Annotated in this window: 25 protein-coding genes; 21 read left to right on the forward strand and 4 right to left on the reverse strand. The window is 64.7% G+C overall.

The annotated features are described in order from the left end of the window. The first annotated feature begins 8 nt into the window (after positions 1-8). The 7 genes from MHX52_RS05940 (at position 9) to MHX52_RS05970 (ending at position 6,690) form a co-directional block, all read left to right on the forward strand. Positions 9-1,226 carry a sensor histidine kinase gene (locus tag MHX52_RS05940; RefSeq protein ID WP_070487834.1) on the forward strand — a complete coding sequence of 406 codons (1,218 nt, stop codon included), beginning with the start codon at positions 9-11 and terminating at the stop codon, positions 1,224-1,226. Beyond that, a complete protein-coding gene (locus MHX52_RS05945) occupies positions 1,227-1,910 on the forward strand; it encodes a response regulator transcription factor (RefSeq protein WP_239317113.1) in 684 nt (227 codons plus the stop codon). 168 nt (positions 1,911-2,078) lie between these two features. After that, positions 2,079-3,239 carry an HNH endonuclease signature motif containing protein gene (locus MHX52_RS05950; protein ID WP_239317114.1) on the forward strand — a complete coding sequence of 387 codons (1,161 nt, stop codon included), beginning with the start codon at positions 2,079-2,081 and terminating at the stop codon, positions 3,237-3,239. Positions 3,240-3,298: 59 nt separating this feature from the next. Further along, complete coding sequence (locus MHX52_RS05955) at positions 3,299-4,234, forward strand: ABC transporter ATP-binding protein (protein WP_035004349.1); 936 nt, start codon at positions 3,299-3,301, stop codon at positions 4,232-4,234. 28 nt (positions 4,235-4,262) lie between these two features. Beyond that, the gene (locus MHX52_RS05960) at positions 4,263-5,003 is read left to right on the forward strand and encodes an ABC transporter permease (RefSeq protein ID WP_239317116.1); all 741 of its coding nucleotides are present in this window, start codon (positions 4,263-4,265) and stop codon (positions 5,001-5,003) included. Positions 5,004-5,023: 20 nt separating this feature from the next. Beyond that, positions 5,024-5,956, forward strand: coding sequence for an ATP-binding cassette domain-containing protein (locus MHX52_RS05965; protein ID WP_070487829.1), 933 nt, complete (start codon positions 5,024-5,026; stop codon positions 5,954-5,956). Beyond that, positions 5,956-6,690, forward strand: coding sequence for an ABC transporter permease (locus tag MHX52_RS05970; RefSeq protein ID WP_049049820.1), 735 nt, complete (start codon positions 5,956-5,958; stop codon positions 6,688-6,690). Before MHX52_RS05965 ends, MHX52_RS05970 begins: the two co-directional genes overlap by 1 nt. Here MHX52_RS05970 and MHX52_RS05975 read toward each other — a convergent pair. Together MHX52_RS05975 and MHX52_RS05980 are read right to left on the reverse strand one after the other, a co-directional pair. Further along, positions 6,683-7,264: a TIGR03089 family protein gene (locus tag MHX52_RS05975; RefSeq protein WP_239317118.1), complete on the reverse strand. Its 582-nt coding sequence runs from the start codon at positions 7,262-7,264 to the stop codon at positions 6,683-6,685. The two genes, MHX52_RS05970 and MHX52_RS05975, sit on opposite strands and share 8 nt — an antisense overlap. Continuing rightward, positions 7,264-8,952 carry an LCP family protein gene (locus MHX52_RS05980; RefSeq protein ID WP_239317120.1) on the reverse strand — a complete coding sequence of 563 codons (1,689 nt, stop codon included), beginning with the start codon at positions 8,950-8,952 and terminating at the stop codon, positions 7,264-7,266. Before MHX52_RS05980 ends, MHX52_RS05975 begins: the two co-directional genes overlap by 1 nt. Positions 8,953-8,999: 47 nt before the next feature. On the opposite strand from MHX52_RS05980, the gene MHX52_RS05985 reads away from it, so the two are divergent. The 4 genes from MHX52_RS05985 (at position 9,000) to MHX52_RS06000 (ending at position 12,535) form a co-directional block, all read left to right on the forward strand. Beyond that, entirely contained in the window at positions 9,000-9,824 is an 825-nt protein-coding gene (locus MHX52_RS05985) for a sugar nucleotide-binding protein (protein WP_239317122.1), read from the forward strand. Between the two features lie 11 nt (positions 9,825-9,835). Continuing rightward, positions 9,836-10,705 (forward strand): glycosyltransferase family 2 protein, encoded by an 870-nt coding sequence (locus tag MHX52_RS05990; RefSeq protein WP_239317124.1) that lies wholly within the window; start codon positions 9,836-9,838, stop codon positions 10,703-10,705. A 75-nt stretch (positions 10,706-10,780) separates the two neighbouring features. Further along, positions 10,781-11,863, forward strand: a complete 1,083-nt coding sequence (locus tag MHX52_RS05995; RefSeq protein ID WP_035004335.1) for a sugar phosphate nucleotidyltransferase — start codon at positions 10,781-10,783, stop codon at positions 11,861-11,863. A gap of 306 nt (positions 11,864-12,169) precedes the next feature. Beyond that, positions 12,170-12,535 carry a WhiB family transcriptional regulator gene (locus MHX52_RS06000; RefSeq protein ID WP_034971252.1) on the forward strand — a complete coding sequence of 122 codons (366 nt, stop codon included), beginning with the start codon at positions 12,170-12,172 and terminating at the stop codon, positions 12,533-12,535. Here MHX52_RS06000 and MHX52_RS06005 read toward each other — a convergent pair whose 3' ends face one another. After that, positions 12,536-12,988: a metallopeptidase family protein gene (locus tag MHX52_RS06005; RefSeq protein WP_239317126.1), complete on the reverse strand. Its 453-nt coding sequence runs from the start codon at positions 12,986-12,988 to the stop codon at positions 12,536-12,538. A gap of 82 nt (positions 12,989-13,070) precedes the next feature. On the opposite strand from MHX52_RS06005, the gene MHX52_RS06010 reads away from it, so the two are divergent. From MHX52_RS06010 to manA, 3 genes are read left to right on the forward strand one after another with little or no spacing between them, the layout of a single operon-like run. Next, the gene (locus MHX52_RS06010; RefSeq protein ID WP_237746278.1) at positions 13,071-13,484 is read left to right on the forward strand and encodes a DUF3499 domain-containing protein; all 414 of its coding nucleotides are present in this window, start codon (positions 13,071-13,073) and stop codon (positions 13,482-13,484) included. A 14-nt stretch (positions 13,485-13,498) separates the two neighbouring features. Beyond that, positions 13,499-14,875: a phosphomannomutase/phosphoglucomutase gene (locus tag MHX52_RS06015; RefSeq protein ID WP_070487824.1), complete on the forward strand. Its 1,377-nt coding sequence runs from the start codon at positions 13,499-13,501 to the stop codon at positions 14,873-14,875. Positions 14,876-14,884: 9 nt separating this feature from the next. Further along, positions 14,885-15,967 carry a mannose-6-phosphate isomerase, class I gene (gene manA, locus MHX52_RS06020; protein ID WP_239317128.1) on the forward strand — a complete coding sequence of 361 codons (1,083 nt, stop codon included), beginning with the start codon at positions 14,885-14,887 and terminating at the stop codon, positions 15,965-15,967. On the opposite strand, the gene MHX52_RS06025 is transcribed toward manA, so the two are convergent. Further along, positions 15,945-16,730 (reverse strand): hypothetical protein, encoded by a 786-nt coding sequence (locus tag MHX52_RS06025; protein ID WP_035004325.1) that lies wholly within the window; start codon positions 16,728-16,730, stop codon positions 15,945-15,947. The genes manA and MHX52_RS06025 overlap by 23 nt on opposite strands. A 140-nt stretch (positions 16,731-16,870) precedes the next feature. On the opposite strand from MHX52_RS06025, the gene MHX52_RS06030 reads away from it, so the two are divergent. From MHX52_RS06030 to MHX52_RS06060, 7 genes are all read left to right on the forward strand, one after another. After that, on the forward strand, positions 16,871-17,251 hold the full coding sequence (locus MHX52_RS06030; RefSeq protein WP_035004323.1) for a DUF4259 domain-containing protein: 381 nt from the start codon (positions 16,871-16,873) through the stop codon (positions 17,249-17,251). A gap of 68 nt (positions 17,252-17,319) precedes the next feature. Continuing rightward, the gene (ahcY, locus tag MHX52_RS06035; RefSeq protein WP_070487821.1) at positions 17,320-18,759 is read left to right on the forward strand and encodes an adenosylhomocysteinase; all 1,440 of its coding nucleotides are present in this window, start codon (positions 17,320-17,322) and stop codon (positions 18,757-18,759) included. Positions 18,760-18,761: 2 nt separating this feature from the next. Next, positions 18,762-19,412: a dTMP kinase gene (locus tag MHX52_RS06040; protein ID WP_035004319.1), complete on the forward strand. Its 651-nt coding sequence runs from the start codon at positions 18,762-18,764 to the stop codon at positions 19,410-19,412. 5 nt (positions 19,413-19,417) lie between these two features. Beyond that, entirely contained in the window at positions 19,418-20,095 is a 678-nt protein-coding gene (gene mtrA / locus MHX52_RS06045) for an MtrAB system response regulator MtrA (protein ID WP_141741127.1), read from the forward strand. A gap of 6 nt (positions 20,096-20,101) precedes the next feature. Then, positions 20,102-21,850, forward strand: coding sequence for an MtrAB system histidine kinase MtrB (mtrB, locus tag MHX52_RS06050; RefSeq protein WP_239317130.1), 1,749 nt, complete (start codon positions 20,102-20,104; stop codon positions 21,848-21,850). Continuing rightward, complete coding sequence (gene lpqB / locus MHX52_RS06055) at positions 21,843-23,576, forward strand: MtrAB system accessory lipoprotein LpqB (RefSeq protein ID WP_239317132.1); 1,734 nt, start codon at positions 21,843-21,845, stop codon at positions 23,574-23,576. Before mtrB ends, lpqB begins: the two co-directional genes overlap by 8 nt. 341 nt (positions 23,577-23,917) lie before the next feature. Then, positions 23,918-24,265, forward strand: coding sequence for a ComF family protein (locus MHX52_RS06060; protein ID WP_239317134.1), 348 nt, complete (start codon positions 23,918-23,920; stop codon positions 24,263-24,265). Positions 24,266-24,344 lie beyond the last annotated feature (79 nt).

Raw genomic sequence — 24,344 nt, forward strand, 5'->3', positions numbered from 1 at the left:
CTTCATACATGTCTTATGAAGCAGTTCCTCGTCCGGTGTGGTGGCGGGATGCCTCCTGGTGGGTGCTTGTAGCTGTTGTGGTCATGGTGTTCTTCTTTCTCGGTGCCGGAAGCACATTTGGCACCGCCATGAACATCGCCCCCTGGCAGGTTGTTGTTGCCAGCACAGGTCTAGTTTTGGGGTTCATCGGCTTGCTCCTCCAACGCTTTCGCCCTGAATGGGGTGTGGCAGTCACTGCAGTTGGCATGTATGCCTATGCGACGTCTGCGCTGCTAGTGTGGCCACTTGGCTACTTGGTGGTGGCCTATGAGGCTTATTTCATCTCCGCGAAGCTGATGCTGCGCCGCAAGCTGTGGCTGACTTTACTGTTGCTTGGCTCTTTCTACGCGATGGCGTGGGGGACCATTTACAACGCGCGCAAGGGAAGAGACGGTGATTTTGCATGGGGCGGTGAGGATTTTCGGACCGCTGAGTTCTGGACGTTCTGGGGAGTAATCGCCCTGCTCACCGCCGTGACCATCGCCCTGATGTGGCTGGCTGGCCGCTTTTCGTTGCGCCGTGACCAGGCAGTGGAGGCGCTGGCCGCCCGCGCCGAGCTCGCCACCGTCAGCGAGCGCAACCGCATCGCCCGGGAGCTGCACGACATCGTTGCGCATTCCCTCACTGTCGTCATCGCGCAGGCGGACGGCGGTCGCTACGCAGGTCGCAAGGATCCTGACAAGGCCATCGAGGCCCTCGACACGATCGCCGCGCGCGGTCGCTCGGCCTTGACCCAGATGCGGGAGCTGCTCTCTGTCCTTCACGATGACGCCCCCTCGCCGCGTTCTACCACCGTCACCCCTGGGGTGGCTGGCGTGCCCGACCTGGTGGCGGATGCAAAGCGCAGTGGGGTGCAGGTGGAGCTGCACGTCACGGGCGAGCCGCGCCAGTTGGACGAGGTCCGCGATCTCAGTGTGTACCGCATCGTGCAGGAATCCCTGACTAACGTGCTGAAGCACGCTGGTTCTGTGCCGGCCCAGGTGCGGCTGGAGTGGGAGCCCGCCCAGGTGACCATTAGCGTGGATAACGCGCCGGGTGATGACCGGATCGAAGGCTCTGGCCGCGGCCTGACTGGCATCCGCCAGCGCGTGGCGATCCACGGTGGCGAGGCTAAGTGGGGAGCCTCGGCGTTGTACCCCGGTGGGTGGAACGTGACCGCGACGGTGCCTTATGCGAAGGAGGATTAAGTGATTAGCGTAGGTTTGGCCGACGATCAGCAGCTGGTACGGGCAGGGTTTGGCCTGGTGTTGGATTCGCAGGACGATATCACCGTCCGGTGGCAAGCCGCCGACGGGCAGGAGGCCTGCGAGCTGGCAGAGTCGCAGCCCGTGGACATCATCCTTATGGATGTGCAGATGCCCCGCATGGATGGCATCGAGGCTACCCGCCAGGTGGTTTCCGGTGATTCCGGTGCGCGCGTGATCGTGCTGACTACCTTCGATAACGACAACTACGTCCTCGGTGCAGTGGAGGCCGGGGCCAGCGGCTTTCTGCTCAAGGACACTGACCCCGAGGACCTCATCTCCGCCGTCCGCACTGTTGGCGATTCGGCTGCCGTTATTAGCCCGAAGGCCACCGCGCGCCTGCTGCGTAGCATCCGCATGGAGCAGACTCCACAGCGTCGCGAGCCCGTGGAGCTGGACCTTCCCGATCCGCTGACCCCGCGCGAGCTGGAGATCCTGCAGCTCATTGCGCTGGGCCTTAGTAACCAGGAGATCGCGGACAAGCTTTACATTTCGCTGCCTACCGTCAAGACGCACGTTGGCCGGGTGCTCACGAAAACCCAGTCGCGCGATCGGGTGCATGCGGTGCTGTTTGCCTTCAAGTATCGCCTCGTCAATTCCGAGGATTTACTCGAACAGACTTTCTAAAACCTCTACCTTAGCTTTACGGGTGTTTTCGCCGTTAGGGCTGGTGGCGTCAATAAAAAGGAAAAAAGTTTCGCCGGGGGTATTGACTTGGTTTGATGGTGTGTTCTATTCTTTGGGTAGGAAGTTTGGCGGGGCACCACAACCTCGCCGCTGGATTAGGGGAACTCCATGACTACCTCACCACCATCGTTTCGAATAGCCAGTTCGCAGGACCCGCTGACCGTCGCGGCGCGGCAGCTCAATCAACAACAATTCCAACTGATAATGGCATGCGCCCCGGACGGGGAGGATCTGGTGCCCGATTTTTGCACCCGCCTCGCCGTGCGTCTGGGTGTTTCCGCCGGGGTCGCGGAGGCCTGGGCCGAGGCCGCTTTCGTGTTGCGCGACTTTCCGCGCCTCGTCGAGCTGTTTGACCAGGGGTGTTACACCGCCCGCCACTTGCTGCGGGTGGCGCAGGATCTTTTCGCCGTGGCGCCGGACGATCGCTCGGCCGTCGAGGAAAAGGTTCTTTGCGAATTGACGCCTTCACGTCCCGACCAGCACGTGTTCTCACCGCGGACTATCCACAACCGCATCTCGAAGATTTTGCGGGAGGTCGATCGGAACGTCGTACCTAAGGATGAGGCACCCGCGGCCGAGCCAAGCTTCAATGTGGATTGCCGCGACCCGGAGTACACCACCTTCACGCTGCGGGTTCCGCGGATGGAGGGCATTGAGATCGACAAGATCGTGCGCGCCACCGCCAAAAAGTACGAGTGCTCGCAGCCGGAGGCGATGCTGCGGCTGATCACCGACAAGGCCGAGGTTTCGGTGACTCTGAACCTGTACCACGACCCGGCGAACGACGGTGCGGTGCTGGGGGAGGACCACTGGCTGAATCGCTCCGCTTCCAAGACCTGGCTGCAGCGGGTGACGCACCTGTCTGCGCCGGGCTACGCGGAGTGCGAGGGCTATGCGCCGACGGAGGGCATCAAGGCAGCCGTCGCTGGGCGCGACCTGCACTGCCGCTTCCCGGGCTGCGAGGTTCCCGCCTACAAGTGCCAATACGACCACGTAAGGCGATACGGCAGCGGACCGACGTCCACGGCGAACCTGCACTTACTCTGCTCGAAGCATCACAACCTCAAGACCGCCGGCAGCTGGGACGTCGCCCTGCACCCCGACGGGCACGAGGTCTGGACCTCCCACGGCGACGGGCACAGTGTGATCACCGAGGCCGAGGGGCCGCTGGGGCGGGAGACCTTCGCCCAGCGCAACGTCCGCAAAACCAAGGCGCTGGCCGAGTATCACCAGGCGATCGAAGAGCAGGAGGGCGGGCCGTCATACTGAGGTAGGACACGCAAGATCAACCCCTCGTCCGATGTGGGAACACCACCCCGGGCGGCAGCATGGGAACCATGATCATCGTGGAAAACCTCACCAAGAGGTACGGCAAGAAAACAGTAGTCAACGACCTTTCATTCACTGTCCCGGACGGGCAGGTGACCGGCTTTCTCGGGCCCAACGGCGCGGGCAAGTCCACCACCATGCGCTGCATGCTCGGCCTCGACAAGCCGAGCGCCGGCAAGGTGACCTTCAGCGGCAAGGGGTACGCTGGCGATTTCGCAGGCCTGGATAACAAGTCCAGCATCGCCGGCGCGGTCCTGGACGCCGCCTGGTTCACCCCTGCCCGCAGCGGTCGCAACCACCTGCGCGTCATCGCGAAGGGTGCGGGCATCTCCGACAAGCGCGTGGACGAATGCCTCGACATGGTGGGCCTCACCAGCGCGGGCAAGAAGAAGGTCGGCGGCTACTCCCTGGGCATGAAGCAGCGCCTCGGCCTGGCCGCCGCCCTCCTTGGCAACCCGCAGCACCTGATCCTCGACGAGCCGGTCAACGGCCTCGACCCGGAGGGTGTGTCCTGGATGCGCCGCATCATCCGTCAACTCGCCGACGACGGCCGCGGCCTGTTGGTTAGCTCCCACCTGCTCAGCGAGATGCAGCAAACCGCCGACCGACTGGTACTGATCGGCCAGGGCAAGCTCATCGGCGAGCAAACCCTAGAAGAGTTCCTCGCCGGCGGCGCCCACGTGGAGGTCGAGTGCAAGGAAGCGGTTCTGCTGGCAGACAGCCTGCGCAGCCGCGGCTTCCAGGTCGAACTGGATAGGGAGCGGACGCTGCGTGTGGGCGTCAACGATATTCCAGAACACGAGGTGCGCGCGGCGATCGCGGCAACGGCGCTGGAGGAAAAGTTCGCGGTGACCAAGCTCGCAACCACCGCAGACAACCTGGAGCAGCGCTTCCTCGCCGCGACCGCAGGCCAGCAGGAATACCGCAGCAACTAGCCCTCCTCACACAGAAAAGAGAACAACCATGCTCAAAGCAATCTCCTCCGAAACTACGAAGCTGCTGAGCCTCCGCAGCACCTGGATCTACGTGATCCTGTTCACGGGTTCGATCTACGGCCCGACGACGCTGTACATGCTTTTCGATGACTCCCCGCGATTGGACGGCGGCTGGCCCGACCTCCTATTCGGCGGGATGATCTTCCTAATGATCGCCATTATTTTCGGCGCCTCGACGACCGGCGGCGACATCAGCAACCACATGACGGCCCACGCTTTCCTTACTCAGAAGCACCGGAGTTCCTGGCTGCTGGCCCGCGCGCTGGTGGCGGCGGTGTTCGTGGAGCTGAACTACATCCTCGGCGTGGCGCTCAGCTGGGCGGTGTTCAATGTATTCCCGGCTGGGCACTTCACCGGCGAAGATCAGCTGCTGCTGTGGGGATACGCGGTGGGCGCCCCCGCCTTCGCCGTGATGGCCGTCGGCATCGCCGCGCTGCTGCGCAATCGAGTGGGTGCCATCGCGCTGCCGCTGGTGTGGATGCTGGTGGTCGAGGGGCTGCTGTACAGCGCTGGCGACAGCATCCCCTTCCTGAAGACCCTGTACCACCTGTCTCCGGGCAGCCGCGTGCAGGACATGCAGACCTGGATCTACGCCCAGGACCACACCGACATGGTCAGCCCCGGCTTCGGCTTCGCGGTGATGATCGCCTGGATGGTCGCACTGCTGGTGCTGGGGCTGTACAGCAACAAGACCCGAGACGTGAAATAAGTTTCAGTTACACTGGCATCATGATCGCAGTAAAAGAATTAACCAAAAAGTATGGGTCCACGGAGGTTCTCCATGGACTCACTTTTTCTGTCCCCGACGGGCAGGTCACAGGCTTCTTGGGGCCCAACGGTTCCGGCAAATCCTCAACGATGCGCTGCATCCTGGGGCTGGACACGATAGGCAAGGGCGAGGTCACCTTCGACGGCCAGCCCCTAAGCGCCTACCGCGCCCAGCGCCCGCACATCGCCGGCGCGCTGCTGGAACCCACCTGGTACATGCCCGGCCACTCCGCCCGGGCGCACATCCGCTCCATCGCGCAGGCGGCCGGGATCTCGCAGTCCCGCGCTGACGAGTGCCTGGAGCTGGTGGGCCTGGCCGGGGTGCAGAAGCGCAAGATCAAGAAGTTCTCCCTCGGCATGAAGCAGCGCCTGGGCCTGGCCGTGGCACTGTTGGGCGACCCGAAGCACCTAATCCTCGACGAGCCGGTCAACGGCCTCGACCCGGAGGGCGTGCACTGGATGCGCGAGCTCATCCGCCGCAGCGCCTCCGAAGGCCGCGCCGTGCTGGTCAGCTCCCACCTGCTGCACGAGATGGAACTCACCGCCGACCGCCTGGTCGTCATCGGCAAGGGCTCCCTCATCGGCGAGTACACGATGGACGAGTTCCTTCGCACGGGCGCCCAGCCCACCATCCGGATGCGCGTGGCCGATCCCGATTCTTTTGTGGACGCCACCTCGCGCTTGGATGGCATCAACCTCACACGGCGCCCCGACGGATCCCTGGAGTTCGCCTCCGAGGCTCCCGACCTGGACCGGCGCCTCGGCGAACTGGTGCGCGATACTGGCGCGGTGGTGCTGGAGATGACCCCGCAGCGCGCGGGCCTGGAGCAGAAGTTCCTGGACGCGACCGGGCAGGCAGTGGAGTACAGGACTCAAGACAGGAGGGGTCAGTAATGCTAGGAATCATCCGCAGTGAATGGACGCGCTCGCGCGTCATGTGGGGCACCTGGATCATGCTGGGCTTCGTCCTGCTGTTCTACATCGGCGCCAACGCGCTGACCCTGAGCTACTACCGGTCCGAATACGGGATGAACGAGCCGGAGGTGGGCCTGACGGAGCTGGGCGTGGGTCTCATGCCGGCGTACCTGCTGATCCTGTCGCTGTCGGCCGTGCGGGTCAGCGGCACGCGCGGGCACAACCTGCACGCGCAGTCCTTCCTGGTGATCCCCGCCCGCTGGCAGCAGCTGTTCGCGCAGATGTTCGTCAACGCAGCCCTGGCGATGGTGACCATGGCCGTGGCGGTGGGAGTCTCTGTGGCGATGATGGCGACCCTGCCGCAGGAGATCAACACCGACCAGCTGCCGCTGCTGGGCTACACGATCCTGTTCGCCGGGCTGATCAGCCTGATGGCCTCGGCGATCGGCGTGTTGATTCCCTCTACGGCCGGTGCGGTGGCGCTGCCACTGGTGTGGGCGACCGCGGTGGAGCTGATCTCCCAGCAGCTCAGCCAATGGATCGCCGACAACATCGCGCCCTACCTGCCGTTCAACAACATCTGGATGATCCTGGGCGGCAGCGTCTCTATCGGCGCGCACGAAACCCCCGTCAGCGTGGCCATCGTCTGCGCCTGGACGGTGGTGCTGGTGGCCTGGGCCTTCTTTGTCCACCAGCGCAAGGACGTTAAATAGTCGCGTTTTCCGCCGCTGCGATCTCGGCCGTAGGCTCGGTGGCCATCACCACCGAGCCGCCGTCGCGCAGCGGCTTTAGTGTATCCAGCATCGACTGGGTATCGGTCCACGCGGGCACCAGCACCCGCGGGCCTTCCGGGGCGGGGGCGGCAGCCGGGCCGGGGTAGTCATCCGGCTGCACGCGCAGCTCGGGGGAGAAGTCGTTCACTCCGAAGGGCAGCTCGCCGCCGGACTCCTCCACGCCGCGGCCGAAAGGATCGTCGGAGAGCACGAAAACCTCACCCGAGTGGGCCTCCGCCAGAGCTAAGTCATCGGTAAAAAGCACGTCGCAAGAGTCGGCGTCAACAATAGAAACACCAGTCCGCCAGCAACCCAGAACGATCATGAGCGGCTGCCAATCCGGGGCGCAGGCGATCCCGACCGAGGCCGGGGCGAGCGAATCCAGCAGGTGGGCGGCCTTCGATTGCCAGTTGTGCAGGGTTTGGGCGGACAGCTCCATGCGGCCGGCGGGGGTGTAGGTGGTCAGGCGCGGGCTGGCCGGATCCTGGGCTACGAGCGGGGCGATAATATCCATTAGTTCACACACATCGGACCGTCGCCGCCGGCGTCGATCGGATCCTTTCGGTCGGTGCCCTGGCCGGTACCCGGCGTGCCGACGGTGGCGGGCTTGTCAGAGTCGGAACCAGAGCCAGTAGTGTCAGTGCCGGTCTGGGCTGCGGAGGCGTCCTCGTCCGGGATGCCGTCGCCGTCGAGGTCCTTGATGCCCTCGGTGAGCGTGCCGACGTTCGGGTCATCCGGCTTGGTCAGCGGGGCCGACTGCTCCAGGACGCCCGGGCCGGCGTAGGTGCCGGACAGGGTGACGGAGAGCTCGTGCTCGTCCAGGGAGGAATCCTCCACCACCGTCAGCCCGCCCAACTGCTTCGCCAGGGCGCGGGCCGCCGGATCGTCGGGGTTCTTGGCGTTGACCTGGGACTCCGAAATGCCGGTCTCGGCGTGGTTGCCGACCTTGCCCGGCTTGTAGCCGTAGTCCTTAGCCAGGTCCGACACCCTGGCGGCGAGACCGGGCGCCTCGGAGGCGTTGAAGACGTTGACCTTGTAGTCCTTGGCCTTGTAGTCGGTGATGTCGGCGGGCTTGTCGGAGGAAGTGCTCTCCTCGCCCGGTTTGTCGCCCAGCAGGTCCTTGAAGAACTCGTGAACCTGGTCGTTATCCACCGTCACGACGGATTCGCCGTAGTCGCCCGTGCCGTCGATGCTGGTCACGGGGATGGTCTGGAAGCTCACGTCGCCGCCGGCCATGTTCTGCATCTGCGTGGCCAAGCCCATGACGTCCCAGCCGCTGTCCAGCACCACGGAGCGCTGCACCGCGTCGTTGAGTTTGGACATGCTGCCCGGGTCCGTCAGCGTCTTGGAGGAAAGCACCTTGTTGGCCAGGCTGGCCATGTAGGCCTGCTGGCGGGTGATGCGGTCCAGGTCGCCGCGCGGCAGCTCGTGGCGCTGGCGGACGAAGCTCAGTGCGTCCTGGCCGTTGAGGGTCTGGCGGCCCTTCTTGAACTTCGCGCCGGACAGCGGCTCGTCGACCTTGTTCTTCAGGCACACGTCCACGCCACCAACGGCGTCGGTGAGCAGCACGAAGCCCAGCAGGCCGACCTCGGCGTAGTGGTCGACGTTGATGCCAGTGAGGTCCGCCACCGAGCTGATAAGCGCCTGGCGACCGGCTTCGGTGGACTTCTGGTCGATGTCGGACTCGCTGTAGTCGCTGTCCTTCGCCAGCTCCTGCGACTTCTCGAACTTGGCGGTGCCGTACACGCCGTTGAGCTTCATGTTGCCGTTGTCAGGGGTGCTGACGTACGTGTCGCGGGGCAGCGACACCGCCGTCGCCGAGGAGCCATCGTTCGGGATGCGGATGAGGATCATCGTGTCCGTGTTCGTGGCTTCTTCCTCGCCCGCACGGAGCATGTCGATTTCCTTCTGGGACAGCGGGTTGCCCTTCGCATCCGTACGGGAATCCACGCCCACCAGCAGAATGTCGGTCGCCCCGTCCGGCTGGTTGCCGAGGTTCAGGTTGTCCGCCTGGGCCAGCCCACCGTTCAGGTTGCCGACCGCCATGTAGCCGATACCCATCACGACCAGCGCGAGTGCCGAGACCGCAGCCAGCACCCCGCGCGACCAGCCGGGGCCGATCTGCTTGGCTTCTACGCCACCGGGGGCTGCCTGGATACGCCGTGAATGGCGGCTTCTCTGATGCCCTGTCTGCTCTGTCATTATTCACACTTTAGCGGCAAAGATGCCGCTGGTGTAGTACTGATTTTATGAGTGTTTTGGTTTTCGGAGCCTCCGGTCAGGTAGGCCGTGCCCTGCTGCGCCTCCGCCCCGACTTTGTGCCGGTAGGGCGCGCGCACGCGGACCTCGCCGTTGCGGGATCTGTGGATTCTTTCTTATTGACGCCGCCGTCTGACGTTGAAGCCATCGTCAACCTCGCTGCATTCACAGCCGTGGACGATGCCGAGAAGCCTGAAAACGCGGGTGTGGTGCATCAGGTAAACGCGGTAGCCCCGGGGAGGTTAGCCTCCTGGGCCGAGATGCACGGGGTGCCGATGTGGCACGTCTCCACCGACTACGTGTTCTCCGGAGACCTGCCGGTGGGCTGCGAAAACCCGGTCGACGGCCAGCCCGGCCCGTTGAACGCCTACGGGCGCAGCAAGCTGGAGGGGGAGTGGCGGGTGCTGAACCTCGGCGGGCACGTGGTCCGCACGGGCTGGGTTTACGACGCGACTGGGCGCAACTTCGCCACCACCATGGCGCGCTTGGCGCGGGCGGGCGTGAATCCCTCGGTAGTGGACGACCAATTCGGCCGGCCCACCCACGCCGACGTGCTGGCGGCGGAGCTGGCGGCGATGGTGGATGGGCGGCAGTCTCCGGCGATCAGCCACGTGACCGGTTCCGGGCCGCTGACCACGTGGTGCGGCTTCGCCCGCGAGATCTTCGCCACACTGGGGTGCGATCCGGCGCGAGTAAAGGCCATTCCGAGCAGCGAGTATCCCACTCCCGCGCGCCGGCCCCGCAACAGTGCCCTGCAGATTCCGGCGACCGGCCTGCCCGCGTGGCGGGATAGTTTGCGGGCTGCCCTGGGGTAACCTCAACGGCCATGACAGAGGCACCCATCGCGATTATCACCGTGACCTATTCACCGGGGGAGTACCTAAACAAGTTCCTGGACTCGGTGCCAACTAACGCGCGGGTCGTCATGGTGGACAACGGTTCTACGGACGGAGCTCCCGAAGCGGCCGCAGAGGCCGGGCGCGCGGAGCTGCTCTACAGCGGGGGCAACGTCGGCTACGGGGCCGGCATGAACCTCGGCGCCCGCCACCTGCGTGCGGCCCGCGAAGCCGGAGAGATCAACCCGGACTACCTGGTGATCTCCAACCCGGACGTCGTGTTTAGCGAAGACGCGATCGAGAAACTATTGGAGGCGGCGCGGCGTCACCCTCGAGCAGGAGCGCTGGGCCCCCGCATCGTAGAGGCAGACGGCAGCGCCTACCCATCCGCCCGCGCGGTGCCGCAACTCGGCTCCGGCATCGGGCATGCGCTGCTGGGCAAGATCTGGCCGACCAATCCCTGGACCAAGCGCTACCTGGACGACGAAGACATGGACAGCGAGCGGACCGCAGGCTGGCTGAGTGGCTCCTGCCTGCTGCTGCGCTGGGATGCCTTCGAGGCCCTGGGCGGGTTCGACGAGCGGTACTTCATGTACATGGAAGACGTGGACCTGGGCGACCGGCTGGGGCGCGCGGGGTGGCTGAATGTTTTCGTTCCGAGCGCGGAGATCCGGCACGCCAAGGGGCACGTGGCGGGCAAGCACCCGGACGTCGTGCTAAAGGCCCACCACGACAGCGCCTACCGCTTCCAGGCGGATCGGCTGCCGGGGCGGCGCTACCTTCCGGTGCGCATGGTGCTGAAGGCCGGGCTGAAGATCCGCGAGAAGATTGCAATTGCGGCAGCGCACGGCGTGGGTTGAACGCCGCGGCAAAAACAGTGACTAGTGTGTGAAAACCAATAGCAAAAAGCAGTAAGGAACAGAAAGGCCAAAGAAGTGGTAGATCTCGCAGCCACGACCGACGCAGTGATCCTGGTCGGAGGCAAGGGCACCCGACTGCGCCCCCTGACTAACTCCATCCCGAAGCCGATGCTGCCGGTGGCCGGTGCACCATTCCTGGAGCACCTGCTGGCTCGCATCAAGGCCGCCGGGATGACGCACGTGGTGCTCGGCACCTCGTTCAAGGCTGAGGTCTTCGAAGAGCACTTCGGCGACGGCAGCCACCTGGGCCTGGAAATCGAGTACGTGGTGGAGGAGGAGCCGCTGGGTACCGGCGGCGGTATCCGCAACGTGCTGGACCACCTGCGCTACGACCGCGCGATGGTTTTCAACGGCGACGTGCTGGGCGGGACGGATCTGAATGCCGTGTTGAAGACCCACGTGGAGCAGGAGGCCGACGTGACGCTGCACCTGCTGCGCGTCTCCGACCCCCGCGCCTTCGGCTGCGTGCCGACGGACGCCGAAGGCCGCGTGAGCGCGTTCCTGGAGAAGACGGAGGACCCGCCGACGGACCAGATCAACGCCGGCAGCTACGTGTTCAACCGCTCCGTGATCGAGAAGATCCCCGCCGGCCGCCCGGTGAGCGTGGAGCGCGAGATCTTCCCGGCCCTGCTGGAATCCGGAGCCCGCGTGTTCGGCCACGTGGACCAGTCTTACTGGCGCGACATGGGTACGCCGGCGGACTTCGTGCGCGGGTCCTCGGACCTGGTGCGCGGCATCGCCCCCTCACCGTTGCTCGATGGACGCCACGGGGAGAGCCTGGTGGACGAGTCCAGCGCCATCGCCGGCGGGGCACTGCTGCTGGGCGGCACCGTGATCGGCCGCGGCGTGGAGATCGGCGGCGGGGCGCGCGTGGAGGAATCCGTGGTCTTCGATGGCGTGCAGATCGAGGCGGGCGCGACCGTGGAGCGCTGCGTGATTGCCGCGGGCGTGCGCATCGGTGCGCGGGCGCACCTGGTGGACTGCGTGATCGGTGAGGGTGCCGTCATCGGTGCCCGCTGCGAGCTGCGCGATGGCCTGCGCGTGTGGCCGGGAGTGAGTTTGCCGGACGGTGGCGTGCGCTTTTCCTCCGACATCTAGCGTTTTTCGCCGTCCGAGGAAAAATTTAGACAAATTTCACTACATCTAGTGTGTCCTGAACTAAAGGTTCAGGAAAATGTCCATATGTTGTGGTTTTAGGTAGCGTTCCGTGCATACGTTGTGGTTGCGTTAGAGCCTATTTTCTCAGGAGGCTGTGGCTGTAGGGGCGCTAGTGACTGATGTGAATGAAGTGGCTTGAGGGAATTTCCCAAAGCTTGACGCGGTGTAATTACCCGTGTGTAATCTTCAGTAGACCAACAAAGTCAGGCATCAGATACATCAGATACATCAGATGAGGAGACCTCCGTGGACAAGTCAGTAGACACCGCCCTTCGTGGCCACTTTGCTGACGGTTCCTCGGCGGTAGAGCAGGAGGCGAACGTGGACAATGAAGCTCGCCAGAAGAACCTCTTCGATCTGACGCAGGACTTCGATCTGCTTTTCGATGCAGTAGAGCAGGACTGGCAAGAGCAGGCGCTGTGCGCGCAAACCGACCCGGAGGCGTTCTTTCCGGAGAAGGGTGGCTCCACCCGCGAGGCCAAGCGCATCTGCCAGGCCTGCGGCGTGCGCGACGAGTGCCTGGAATATGCATTGGAGCACGACGAGCGCTTCGGTATCTGGGGCGGGCTCTCCGAGCGCGAGCGTCGCCGCCTGAAGAAGCGTATTGGCTAACTAAAGCCGGGGATCGATCTGAGTGGGGGAGACGTTCAGATAGCAGGCCACAAGGCGCACAATGATCATCCGCAGGATGTCCTGCAGCTCCCGCGCGGAAGTCGCGCGGGATTCCACTGGACGGCGGAAAATAATGATGCGCGGCCGGGTAGGGGCGCCAGTGTTGTCCACGCCGGCGGTGACCAGTCGGCCCAGCGGAACCTGACCATCGGCGACCACATCCTCCGGCCACTGCCGGTAACCCGCGCTCAGCCGCATGCGCGGCACGACGTCGACGGCGACGTCGAGGCTGGAAAGTTCGGCGTCAAAACGCTCCAAAATAGGTTCGAACGCATCCAAAACCGCATCGTCGAAGCGCCCCGAACGCGACTTATTCCGCGGCACCTCCGGCAGCAAGATGCCCCGGATGCCCCTGCCTCGGGGGTCCTGCCTCATGCGCGCGTCCTGCTTCATAGGAACACATCTTAACCGCGCTGCGGCGACATGCCACGAGGGCACGCTCGAAAGCCAGGGTAAAAGGGCTACACTAATGCGCGTGACTTTTATCCGACAATGCTCTCGCCCCGGCTGCGGCAAGCCTGCCGTCGCCACGCTGGAGTTCAACTATGCAGAGCAGCTGGCCATCGTGGGGCCGCTGAGCGTTAGCGGAAACCCTCACCGGTGGGACCTGTGCGAAAGCCACGCCCGCCGCACCACCGTTCCGCAGGGCTGGACGTTGGAGTTTGCCGACGAACCCGCGGCCGCCGAAGCTGACGAAGAAGACTTGATGGCGCTGGCCGAGGCCGTGCAGCAGGCCGCCGAGCACGAGAAGCAGGAGCAGGCGCAACCCGCCCCCCGGCTCTACCGGCGCTCGGAGATCCCCGAAGCCACGCCGCACCATCCATCCATGAAGAACCTGCCCCGGTCCACGCCGCGCCGCCACCTGCGCGCGGTCCGCGACCAGCACTAGCGAAAGGAAACCCCATGGCTACCCATTCCCCCAAAGACGTAGCAGCGGCCATCAAGGCCTATGACGTCCGTGGAGTTGTCGGCGAGGGCGCCGGATTCCTCAACGAGGAGTTCGTGCGCGACGTGGCTGCCTCCTTCGCCCGCCTGATGCGCGAAGAGGGCGCGGAGACGATCGTCATCGGCCACGATATGCGCGACAGCTCTCCGAGCCTGGCCGCCGCCTTCGCGGAAGGCGTGAACGCGCAGGGGCTGGACACCGTCACCCTGGGGCTCACCAGTACCGACGAGCTGTACTACGCCAGCGGCGTGAAGGAATGCCCGGGTGCCATGTTCACCGCCTCCCACAACCCGGCGAAGTACAACGGCATCAAGCTCTGCCGCGCCGGCGCACGTCCGGTGGGGCAGGATTCCGGCCTGGACCGCATCTCCTCCGAGCTGGTCGAGGGCATCCCCGCCTACGACGGCGAGCCCGGCACCAACACCACCGAGGACGTGCTGGAAGGCTACGCCGACTACCTGAACAACCTGGTGCCGCTGAACATCCGCCCCCTGAAGGTCGCGGTGGACGCGGGCAACGGCATGGGTGGGCTTACCGTTCCCGCCGTGCTGAAGCAGGACTCGCTGGAGATCTTCGACCTCTACTTCGAGCTCGACGGCAACTTCCCGAACCACGAGGCCAACCCGCTGGACCCGAAGAACCTGGTGGACCTGCAGAAGTTCACCGTGGACAAGGGTGCGGACCTCGGCATCGCCTTCGACGGCGACGCGGACCGCTGCTTCATCGTGGACGAGCTGGGCGAGGCCGTTTCCCCCTCCACCATCTGCGCCATGATCGCCGAGCGCTACCTGGACGAGCAGCCGGGCGCGACGATCATCCACAACCTGATCACCTCCAAGTCCGTACGCGAACTGGTGGAGGCCAAGGGCGGCAAGCCGGTGCGCACCCGCGTGGGCCACTCCTTCATCAAGGCGCAGATGGCCAAGGAAGGCGCTGTCTTCGGCGGCGAGCACTCCGCGCACTACTACTTCAGCGACTTCTTCAACGCGGACTCCGGCATGCTGGCCGCCCTGCACGTGCTGGCGACCCTCGGCGGGCAGGACAAGCCGCTGTCCGAACTGAAGCGCGCCTATGAGACCTACCGCGCCTCCGGGGAGATCAACTCCGAGGTTGCCGACCAGGCAGGACGCACCGAGGCCGTGGTGGAGGCCTTCGCCGACCGCACTGCATCCGTCGACCGGCTGGACGGCGTGACCATCGAGCTGCAGGACGGCTCGTGGCTGAACGTGCGGGCGTCAAACACCGAACCGCTGCTGCGCCTCAACGTCGAGGCGCGCGACGACGAGGGAGTACAGGCCATCGTCGACGAAGCTCTCGCCGTGATCCGGGCTTAGGAGGCACACATGCGCCGCATCGAAGGTGCTGTCCAGAACTACGCGTGGGGGTCGCACGAAGCGCTGGCGAAGCTGCAGGGGCGGCCTACCCCGACCGAGCAGCCCGAGGCCGAGCTGTGGTTCGGCGCGCACCCAGGTGCTCCCGGGGTGCTGCTGGACCTGATTAACGCCGATCCCGAAGGACAACTGGGGCAGGGGCGCAAGGCCCTTCCGTTTCTGCTGAAGCTGCTGGCCGCCGAGCGCGCACTGAGCATTCAAGTGCATCCGACGAAGGCACAGGCCGAGGCGGGATTCGCCGCCGACGAGGCCGCCGGGATCGCCCGCGACGCCTTCGAGCGCAACTACAAGGACGACAACCACAAGCCCGAGCTGCTGGTCGCCCTAGGTGAGTTCGAGGCGATAGCGGGCTTCCGGCCGGTCGCCCGCACTGCCGAGCTGCTGGATCGGCTGGCCCTGCCCGAACTGGATTTCCTGCGAGGCGATCTGCGCGGCGCGGTCGAGCGCGCGCTGCACATGCCGCCGGGGGATCTTCCGGAGATTATTGACGCCCTCACGCGGCGCTGCCGGGAGCTCGTGGCCAACGCGGACGATTGGGTGGGCGAGGTGGCGGACCTGGTTCTGCGCCTGGAGCAGCAGTACCCGAACGACCGGGGCGTGCTGTTTGCGCTGCTGCTCAACCGCGTGGTTCTGCAGGAAGGCGAAGCACTGTACCTGGACGCGGGACAGCTGCACGCCTATGTGCGCGGCACGGGCGTGGAGATCATGGCGAACTCGGACAACGTGCTGCGCTGCGGGCTGACTCCGAAGCACATCGACGTCGAGGAGCTGCTGAGCGTGGTGCGCTGGGAGGAGCTCGCGGATCCGCGCCTGCAGGCCGATGCGGATGGGGTGTATCACACCCCGGCGGAGGAATTCAGCCTGCGCAGAGTGGACGGGGATGCAGAGGTCGCCGGGCCGGCAATCGTGTTGGCCGTCGGGGGAGCCACGGAGTGCGGGGAGCTGCACCTGGATAGCGGCTCCGCCGCGTGGGTGCCCGCAGGCGAGGAGGTGCGCGTGAGCGGGAAGGCCTTTATCGCCCGTCCCGGGGCTTAGGCTTCGGACCTGCCGTGGTGTCGGTGGGGCCGTCTGAGGCCTCGCCGTTGTTAGGTTCCTTCGGTTCCCCGGACTCGTCAGTCCCGCGCTGCGGCTCGGCGGTCTTAGTCGAGTCGGAAGGCTCCAGAGGGAAGCCATCCGTCGGGAATGGGATCTCGGCGCTGCCGTCCGTGGCCTTGCCGGTATCGGTGACGGGGTTGGGCTTAGTTGTGCCAGGCTGTTCCGCCTGCGACGCGCCCGGCAGAGCCGACGAGACCTGTGGAGCCTGCTGGGTCGACGGGGGCTGGGTCGGAACCTGTGGCTGCTGTGCCTGCCCGGGGGACTCCAGGCCCTCCGCGACGATGGTCTCGGATGGCTGCGAGCCGTTGTTCTGCTGGCCGTTCCAGGCGTTGGGTGGCAGGTAGGGATCCTGGCCCAGCGGGGCGACATTGCTGAAGTTCGACCCGTTCCCGGACTGCGGGGCGCGCGTGGAGTAGGCAGGAGGATCCGGCTGCGAGGTCGGCTCGTCGGAAACCACATCGTGATCCTGGGAAGCCGCGCCTGTGCTGATGGCGACAGTCGACTCCTCTGTCGTATTGCGCTTCGGGGAGGTGGCCTCCGAACCCGACTGCCAGGTCCAGACGCCGATGACTCCGGCCAGGACTAAGCCGACGATGGCGATGCCGCTGATGGCGCGGGGAACCGGGGAGTGTTGCTCACCGGTCTCGTAGATGACGGCGGTGCCCTTTTCTTCTTCGGCGCCGCGTTGTTCTTCTTCGGCCATCTGGCTCACCTCCTTTTCGGCAAAAGTCACAATTTGGTTAAGGCACAACAGAGCCTAGCAGGGATACACGGCTTTGACCACAGTTATTGGGCGTGTAAACGCGCTACAGTCGGTAATTGAGCGACAGAAAGGGCAGCACCATGAGCAACTGGGACGAATTCATCTTCTCGCAGGAAGACAACGTGGACTTCCTGGACGAATTGGCCGACCTGGACGGCCCCGAGGTAGCTGGGGCTCTCGTGGACGCCGTGAACCTCGCCCTGCGCGAAGAACAATCCGGTTCGGTGGACTACTCCATCGGCCTGTGTGCGGCCACGGTCGCAGCCATCTGGGGCGGCGCGCCCTTCAGCACGGCAACGGTGGCTGACGAACACCCCTTTATCCGCGCCCACATCGGCGAATGCCCAACCAACCTCCAGGAAGTTTCGCTGCAGCTGCTGGACGGGGAGATGGAGCGGCGCGAGGGCGAGGAAGACCTGGAAGCCGAGGGGCTGGAAACCTTCGTCGAGGCGCTGAGCTAGTAGACTGTCTGAAGAAAAATAGCCCTATAGCTATATACCTGTACATTTACCGAGGAGTCACCCCACCCATGGAGTTTAAAGTCAAGGATCTCTCGCTGGCAGAGGCCGGCCGCCACCAGATCCGCCTGGCGGAATACGAGATGCCCGGGCTGATGCAGCTGCGTAGCGAATACGCAGAAGAGCAGCCCCTGAAGGGTGCCCGCATCGCCGGCTCCATCCACATGACCGTACAGACCGCCGTGCTCATCGAAACCCTGGTGGCCCTTGGTGCAGAGGTGCGCTGGGCATCCTGCAACATCTTCTCCACTCAGGACGAGGCCGCTGCAGCCATCGTCGTTGGCGACGGTACCCCGGAGGCTCCCGCCGGCGTGCCGGTGTTCGCCTGGAAGGGTGAGACCCTGGACGAGTACTGGTGGTGCCTGAAGCAGATCTTCACCTGGGGTGAAGGCGTGGAGGCCAACATGATCCTCGACGACGGCGGCGACGCGACAATGGCCGTCATCAAGGGCATGGAGTTCGAAAACGCCGGCCTGGTCCCCGACGCGGAAGAGCAGGATTCGGACGAGTACAAGGCCTTCCTCGGAATGCTGCGTGAGACCTTGGCGGAGGACGGTAAGTTCTGGAGCCGGGCGTCAGAAAACATCAAGGGAGTGACCGAAGAAACGACGACGGGCGTGCACCGCCTGTACCACTTCGCGGAGCAGGGTCTGCTGCCCTTCCCAGCGATGAACGTCAACGATGCGGTGACGAAGTCCAAGTTCGACAACCGCTACGGCACCCGCCACTCCCTGATCGACGGCATCAACCGCGCCACCGACATGCTGATCGGCGGCAAGTCGGTGCTGCTGTGTGGCTACGGCGACGTCGGCAAGGGCTGCGCCGAGGCGCTGGCGGGCCAGGGCGCGATCGTGAAGGTCACCGAGGTAGACCCGATTAACGCCCTGCAGGCGCTCATGGACGGCTTCGAGGTCGTGCAGGTTGAGGACTTTATTAGTGACGCCGACATCGTCATCACCGCAACGGGCAACCTAGGAATCATCACGTTTGAGCACATGCAGATGATGAAGAACCACGCGGTGCTCGGAAACATCGGCCACTTCGACAACGAGATCGATATGGCCAGCCTGCTGCACCGCGAGGACGTCAGCCGCGTGACCATCAAGCCGCAGGTAGACGAGTTCACCTTCCCGGGTGCCAACGGTGACCCGGTCTCCATCGTGGTGCTGAGCGAGGGGCGCCTGCTGAACCTGGGCAACGCCACCGGCCACCCGTCGTTCGTGATGTCCAACTCCTTCGCTGACCAGACGATCGCGCAGATCGAGCTGTACACGAAGTCCGACCAGTACGGCAACGACGTCTACCGCCTGCCGAAGATCCTGGACGAGATGGTTGCGCGCATCCACGTCGAGGCGCTCGGCGGAAAGCTGACGACGCTGACCAAGGAACAGGCTGAGTACATCGGCGTGGACGTTGCCGGCCCGTTCAAGCCGGAGCACTACCGTTACTAGACATGATCGTTAGCTTTGAAGGGGTCGACGGCGCGGGAAAGAACACCCTGGTCACGGCCGTAGAAAAAGAGTTGGTGGAGCGCGAGGTGCCGGTCGCGCGCATCGCGTTTCCGCGATACGAGGAATCCCACCCAGCGATGCTGGCGCGAGAGGCGCTGCACGAGAACCTGGGCGACCTGATCGATTCCGTGCACGGCATGGCCACCCTGTTCGCCCTCGACCGCGCCGAGATCGGGGCGGAACTGGCGGACTTCGACGCAGATGGCTACGTGATTCTGATCGACCGCTACACCGCCTCTAACGTGGCTTACTCCGCCGCGCGCGTCAACGGCGACGTGGCTGAGGTCGGCCAGTGGGTTAACCAACTGGAGCAGGAGAAGCTAGGAATCCCGGCACCCGACCTGCAGATCCTGGTGGACGTCGAGGCGGAGGTGGCCGGGCAGCGCGCCGAGTCACGCGAGGCCCAGGACCAATCGCGGGCACGGGATGCCTACGAGCGGGATAGCAGCCTGCAGGAACGCACCGTCCGTGCCTACCGGGCACTGGCGGAGCAGCAGTGGCTGAGCCCGTGGGTGACAGTCGACAGCACCGGAGACGATTACGAGGCCCGCGCGGCTAAGGTCGCGGACCTGCTGGAAGAAATGAGAGGATGACAACCGTGGAAACGAAGATTCTGGTGGTCGACGACGACCCGGCAATCGCGGAAATGCTCACCATCGTTCTGCAGGGCGAGGGCTTTCGCACCGTGGTCGTGGGCGACGGCGTAGAGGCCGTGAAGGCCGCGGAGGAACACAACCCGGACCTCATCCTGCTGGACGTCATGCTGCCCGGAATGAACGGCATTGACGTGTGCAAGGCGATCCGCGAAACCTCCACGGTGCCGATCGTCATGCTGACGGCACGCACCGACACCGTGGACGTGGTGCTGGGCCTGGAGTCCGGCGCCGACGACTACGTGCACAAGCCGTTCAAGCCGAAGGAGCTGGTGGCGCGAGTGCGGGCACGCCTGCGCCGCACCCCCGAGGAGGCCCCTGCGGAGACGATCGAGGTGGCAGACCTGAAGATCGACGTGCCCGGCCACCAGGTGATCCGCGATGGCCGGGAGATCGCGCTGACCCCGATCGAGTTCGACCTGCTGGTCACGCTGGCCTCCCGCCCGCGCCAGGTGTTCTCCCGCGAGGAGCTGCTGGAACAGGTGTGGGGTTACCGCAAGTCCAGCGATACGCGCCTAGTGAACGTCCACATTCAGCGCCTGCGTTCGAAGGTGGAGAAGGACCCGGACGACCCGAAGATCATCCAGACCGTCCGCGGGATCGGCTACAAGACCGGCGAATAGGTTCTCGTGGAGCAGGAACAAGCGAGGGAACAAGCGAGGGCCAAGAAACGCAAGCCAGCCCGCCAAGCACAACCGAAGGCCCCGGGTTTCCCGCAGAAGGTGCAGGGGAAGACGCTGGCCGCGGGTGCGACGTTCTGGTCTGTGCTGCGCGACTTCTTCCGCCGGCCGCGGGATACCTGGCTGCGGCTCATTAATTCGATCCGATTGCGCTGGCAACAGTCCATCCAGCTGCGAGTCATCGGTAGCGTGGTGGCCTCCAGTACTTTCGCATTCCTGCTCATTGGTTTCCTGCTGGTCGGTTTCCTGAGCCAGCAGCTGCTGGCCACCAAGTTCTCCGAGGCCGTGGACAGCATGGATCGGGCACGCACGGCAGTGGAAGAGCAGATCAGCGCCACCGACTCCTCCAATCCGGTGTCCGTGCGGCTGACTTCCGCCAGGGCTGTGCTCACCAACCGTTCGGCAGGGGTGGAGCAGACAAGCGTCCCGGTGTACGACTCGGTGCTTATCGCCAACAATGCCAGCGAGACGGAAACGCGGATTCCCAATCACATCGATATCCCTGAAAATCTGCGCGAGTTTGTGCATCAGGGTCAGGTGGCCTACCAGTACGCCAGCGTCGACGGTGAAAACGGCAGTTACAAGGCACTCATTATTGGCAGTCCCGTATACTCCGATATCCCTGGTCTAGAGCTCTACCTGCTGGTGCCGCTGACCTCCGAAGAGGCCACACTGAACCTTATGCGCGGCCTGCTGATGGCCGGTGGGATCGTCCTCATTATCCTGCTGCTGGTGATCGGCTGGGTGTTTTCCCAGCAGATCATCGGCCCGGTCCGCGCGGCCTCGAAGATCGCCGAGAAGCTGGCGGCGGGCCACCTGCACGAGCGCATGGTTGTGGACGGCCAAGACGAAGTCGCCAGGCTCGCCTACAGCTTCAACGACATGGCGGAGAAACTCTCCACCCAAATTCGCAACCTGGAAGAATTCGGCTCGCTGCAGCGCCGGTTCACGTCCGACGTTTCCCACGAGCTGCGCACCCCGCTTACGACGGTGCGTATGGCGGCGGACATGATCGAAGACAACGCCGACGAGCTCGATCCTCTGACCGCCCGTGCAGCCCACCTGATGACGAAAGAGCTCGACCGCTTCGAGACCCTCCTAGGCGACCTGCTGGAGATTTCTCGACACGACGCGGGCGTGGCGAACCTATCCGCCGAGAAGGTTGACGTGCGTGGCGTGGTGCGCTCCGCCCTGCAGCAGGTGCGGGCCATCGCAGAGGAGGTCGGCACCGAGTTCAACGTGGACTTGCCGGAAGACCCCGTGATTGTCGCCGTGGACTCGCGCCGCGTGGAGCGCATCCTGCGCAACCTCCTGGCCAATGCCGTCGACCACTCGGAAGGAAATCCGATCGACGTGAAGATGGCCATCGGCAAGGACGCGCTGGCAGTCGCCGTCATCGACCACGGAGTGGGGCTAAAACCCGGCGAGGAGGAGATGGTCTTTAACCGCTTCTGGCGCTCCGACCCGTCGCGCGAGCGCCGCACGGGCGGCACTGGCTTGGGCCTGGCCATCGCCAAGGAGGATGCCAATCTGCACGGCGGTCGCCTCGAGGCCATCGGCGAACCCGGCGTGGGCGCGTGCTTCCTGTTGACCCTTCCGCTGGAGCAAGGCCACAAGGTAAATGCTTCGCCGCTGCCTTTGGCGGTGGGGGCTGAGGGCGTCACTACCCAAGAACAAGAAGGGGGCGATGATGAGTAACAAGACCACAAAGGTCAAAAAGGTACTGTCCGCGGTGGCCGGATTGGGTCTGCTGGCCGGTTGCTCGACCCTGCCGGACGATACGAACCCCGAGGCGATCTCTAGCTACGCGCCGGCCCCCAGCGGGCAAGAGGCGCCGACCCCGACCGATGGGCAGCCTTCCGACCTGCTGCTACGCGATTTCTTCACCGCCAGCGCCCACCCGCTGCGCAACCACCAGGCGGCAAAAAGGTTCCTCACCAGCGGCATGCAGGGGCGGTGGCAGTCCGATGCGCCGACGATGGTGCTGGACCGGATCGACATCGCCTCCGAAGGCCCGGGCGATGATTCGAAGATCACCTACCGCGTGCGCGGCAATATCGTCGGCACACTGGGCGTGGGCGGCGTGTTTGACCCGCAGTACACCGCGTTCGAGACCAGTTACGAGATGCAAAATGTCGATGGCCAGTGGCGCATCAGCAACCTGCCGAACGTCGTGGTGCTGGATCGGCAGGACTTCGTGGGCACCTACCGCGCGCGGAACATCTACTTCCCGGATATCAACGGTCGGGCGCTTGTGCCGGACCGCCGTTGGATCTACACCGGACAGCAGTCCACCGCCGCCTCCCTGGTCTCGTTGCTGGTTGCGGGGCCGCAGGACCGTTTAAAGAAGGCGGTGCGAAACCTTATTCCTGAGGACGCCACCGCCCAGGTCTCCAGCGACAACGAGGGAGACCCCGCCGTACACTTCACCGGCCTGCAGGAACTGTCCGCTGATGCGCGTCGGCTGCTGGCGGCACAAGTGGTGTGGACACTGGCGGGATCCGAGGTCCGTGGCCCCTATGAGCTCACGGCGGACGGCACGCCCATGAGCGATGACACGCACGGCAAGTGGCTGGTGCAGGACCTTTCGCAATACGACCCGAACGTGCAGGTGCAGGCGCCGCTGCGGGCCGTATCGGGCGGCGACATCTACCAGCAGGACGGGACGCGAGCGCAGAAGCTGGACGGTTGGCTTGCACAACAATATGTCGAATCTGTGGCCCTCAGCCCGCGGGACGAAGTCTTCGCGGCCGTAACCGGACGCGGCGATGAACCGCGCCAGTTGATGATCGGGGCGAAGGGGGACCAGCCCGTGAGCTCCGTGCGGGCGGATTCGCTGACGCGCCCGACCTGGGGCTTGGATGCCACATCGGCCTACGTGGTAGCCGATGGCGAGCGGATTACGGAGATCACTCGCAACCCGGAGACCGGCGCCGTGGGGGAGCAGAAGGTGGATAGCTCCACGATGCGAATGGTCGACGGGGACGAGAAGCGCATCAGTGTATTCCGCGTATCGCACGACGGTGCCCGCGCCGTGATGATCGTGAACGGAAGGGTTTACGTGGTGACGTTGGAGACGACCGACGATGGCACGAAACGGCTGGGCGCACCGGTGGAGATCGGACATGCCGTGGGGGATACCGCGGTTAGCGCCGACTGGTCTGATGACGGGTCCGTCCTGGTGGGCACGCGCGCCAATGACGCCCCAGTGTGGGATATCGAGGTTGATGGGTCCTATTCGCAGCAGATCACGGGCCGCAACCTATCCGCCCCGGTGGTGTCGGTGGCCACGGACGGCAGCAAGATTTACGTTACGGATGCCAATGCGTTGATGCAGTTCGACGTCACCTCCGAGGAGTCGCGCTTCTGGCGCGAAGTACCAACTATGCAGGGAAAGCGGGCAACCCCGGTGCTAGCCGACTAGGCTGAGTGCCCGTGGGGATTAAGGGGGACTTCGGTGCGCTCGCAGGGCTGGTGTGGCGGGCGGACTGTGTGTGCTGCGGGGCGGTGACCGGTGGACAACTGTGCGAGGCTTGCGGGCTCCAGTTGATGCAGCGTTGGCAACGCTGGCAACCACGAGTGTCGGTAGTGCCCGTCTTCGCCAGTGGGGTGTACGGCGGAGCGAGGCGGATGCTAATCCTCAGCGCCAAGGAGAGACTACGGCCGGCGGCCATAGACGTGGCCGGCAGAGTTCTTGCCGCCGGAATTCTGCACGTTAGTGGCCTGGGCTTGGTGCCCGATCCGCGTTTGGGGAGAGTAGTGCTGGTGCCCGCTCCCACCCGCAAATCGGCGGCGCGGAAACGCGGCGGGGACATTGTTGCCCGCTTTTGCCGTGCTGCCGCCGCGCTGTATCCCGGAGTGGAGGTCCACCCGGTGGCGTGGCTAAGCGAGGCGAGTGTGGACTCGGTAGGGCTGAACCGCCATCAGCGACGCGAAAACGTGGCCAGCAGCATCCTGTTCGACTCGGCAGCGGTCGGGCGATTGCGCGGCGTGGGGGAGGTTGTGATTGTGGATGACGTGTGCACTACCGGCGCCACAACAGCGCAGTTTGCGCTGGCTCTGGCGGCCCGGGGAGTACGGCCGCGATTGACGCTGGTATTGGCCGGTGCGTAGATCACATCAATAAGGGGTATATGCACAAGTGCAGCAACGGTGATAGGTAGAATAGGAATTGGAACGATCGCCGTTGGAA

Source organism: Corynebacterium sp. ACRQJ (genome assembly GCF_022346045.1).
Classification (GTDB): domain Bacteria; phylum Actinomycetota; class Actinomycetes; order Mycobacteriales; family Mycobacteriaceae; genus Corynebacterium; species Corynebacterium evansiae.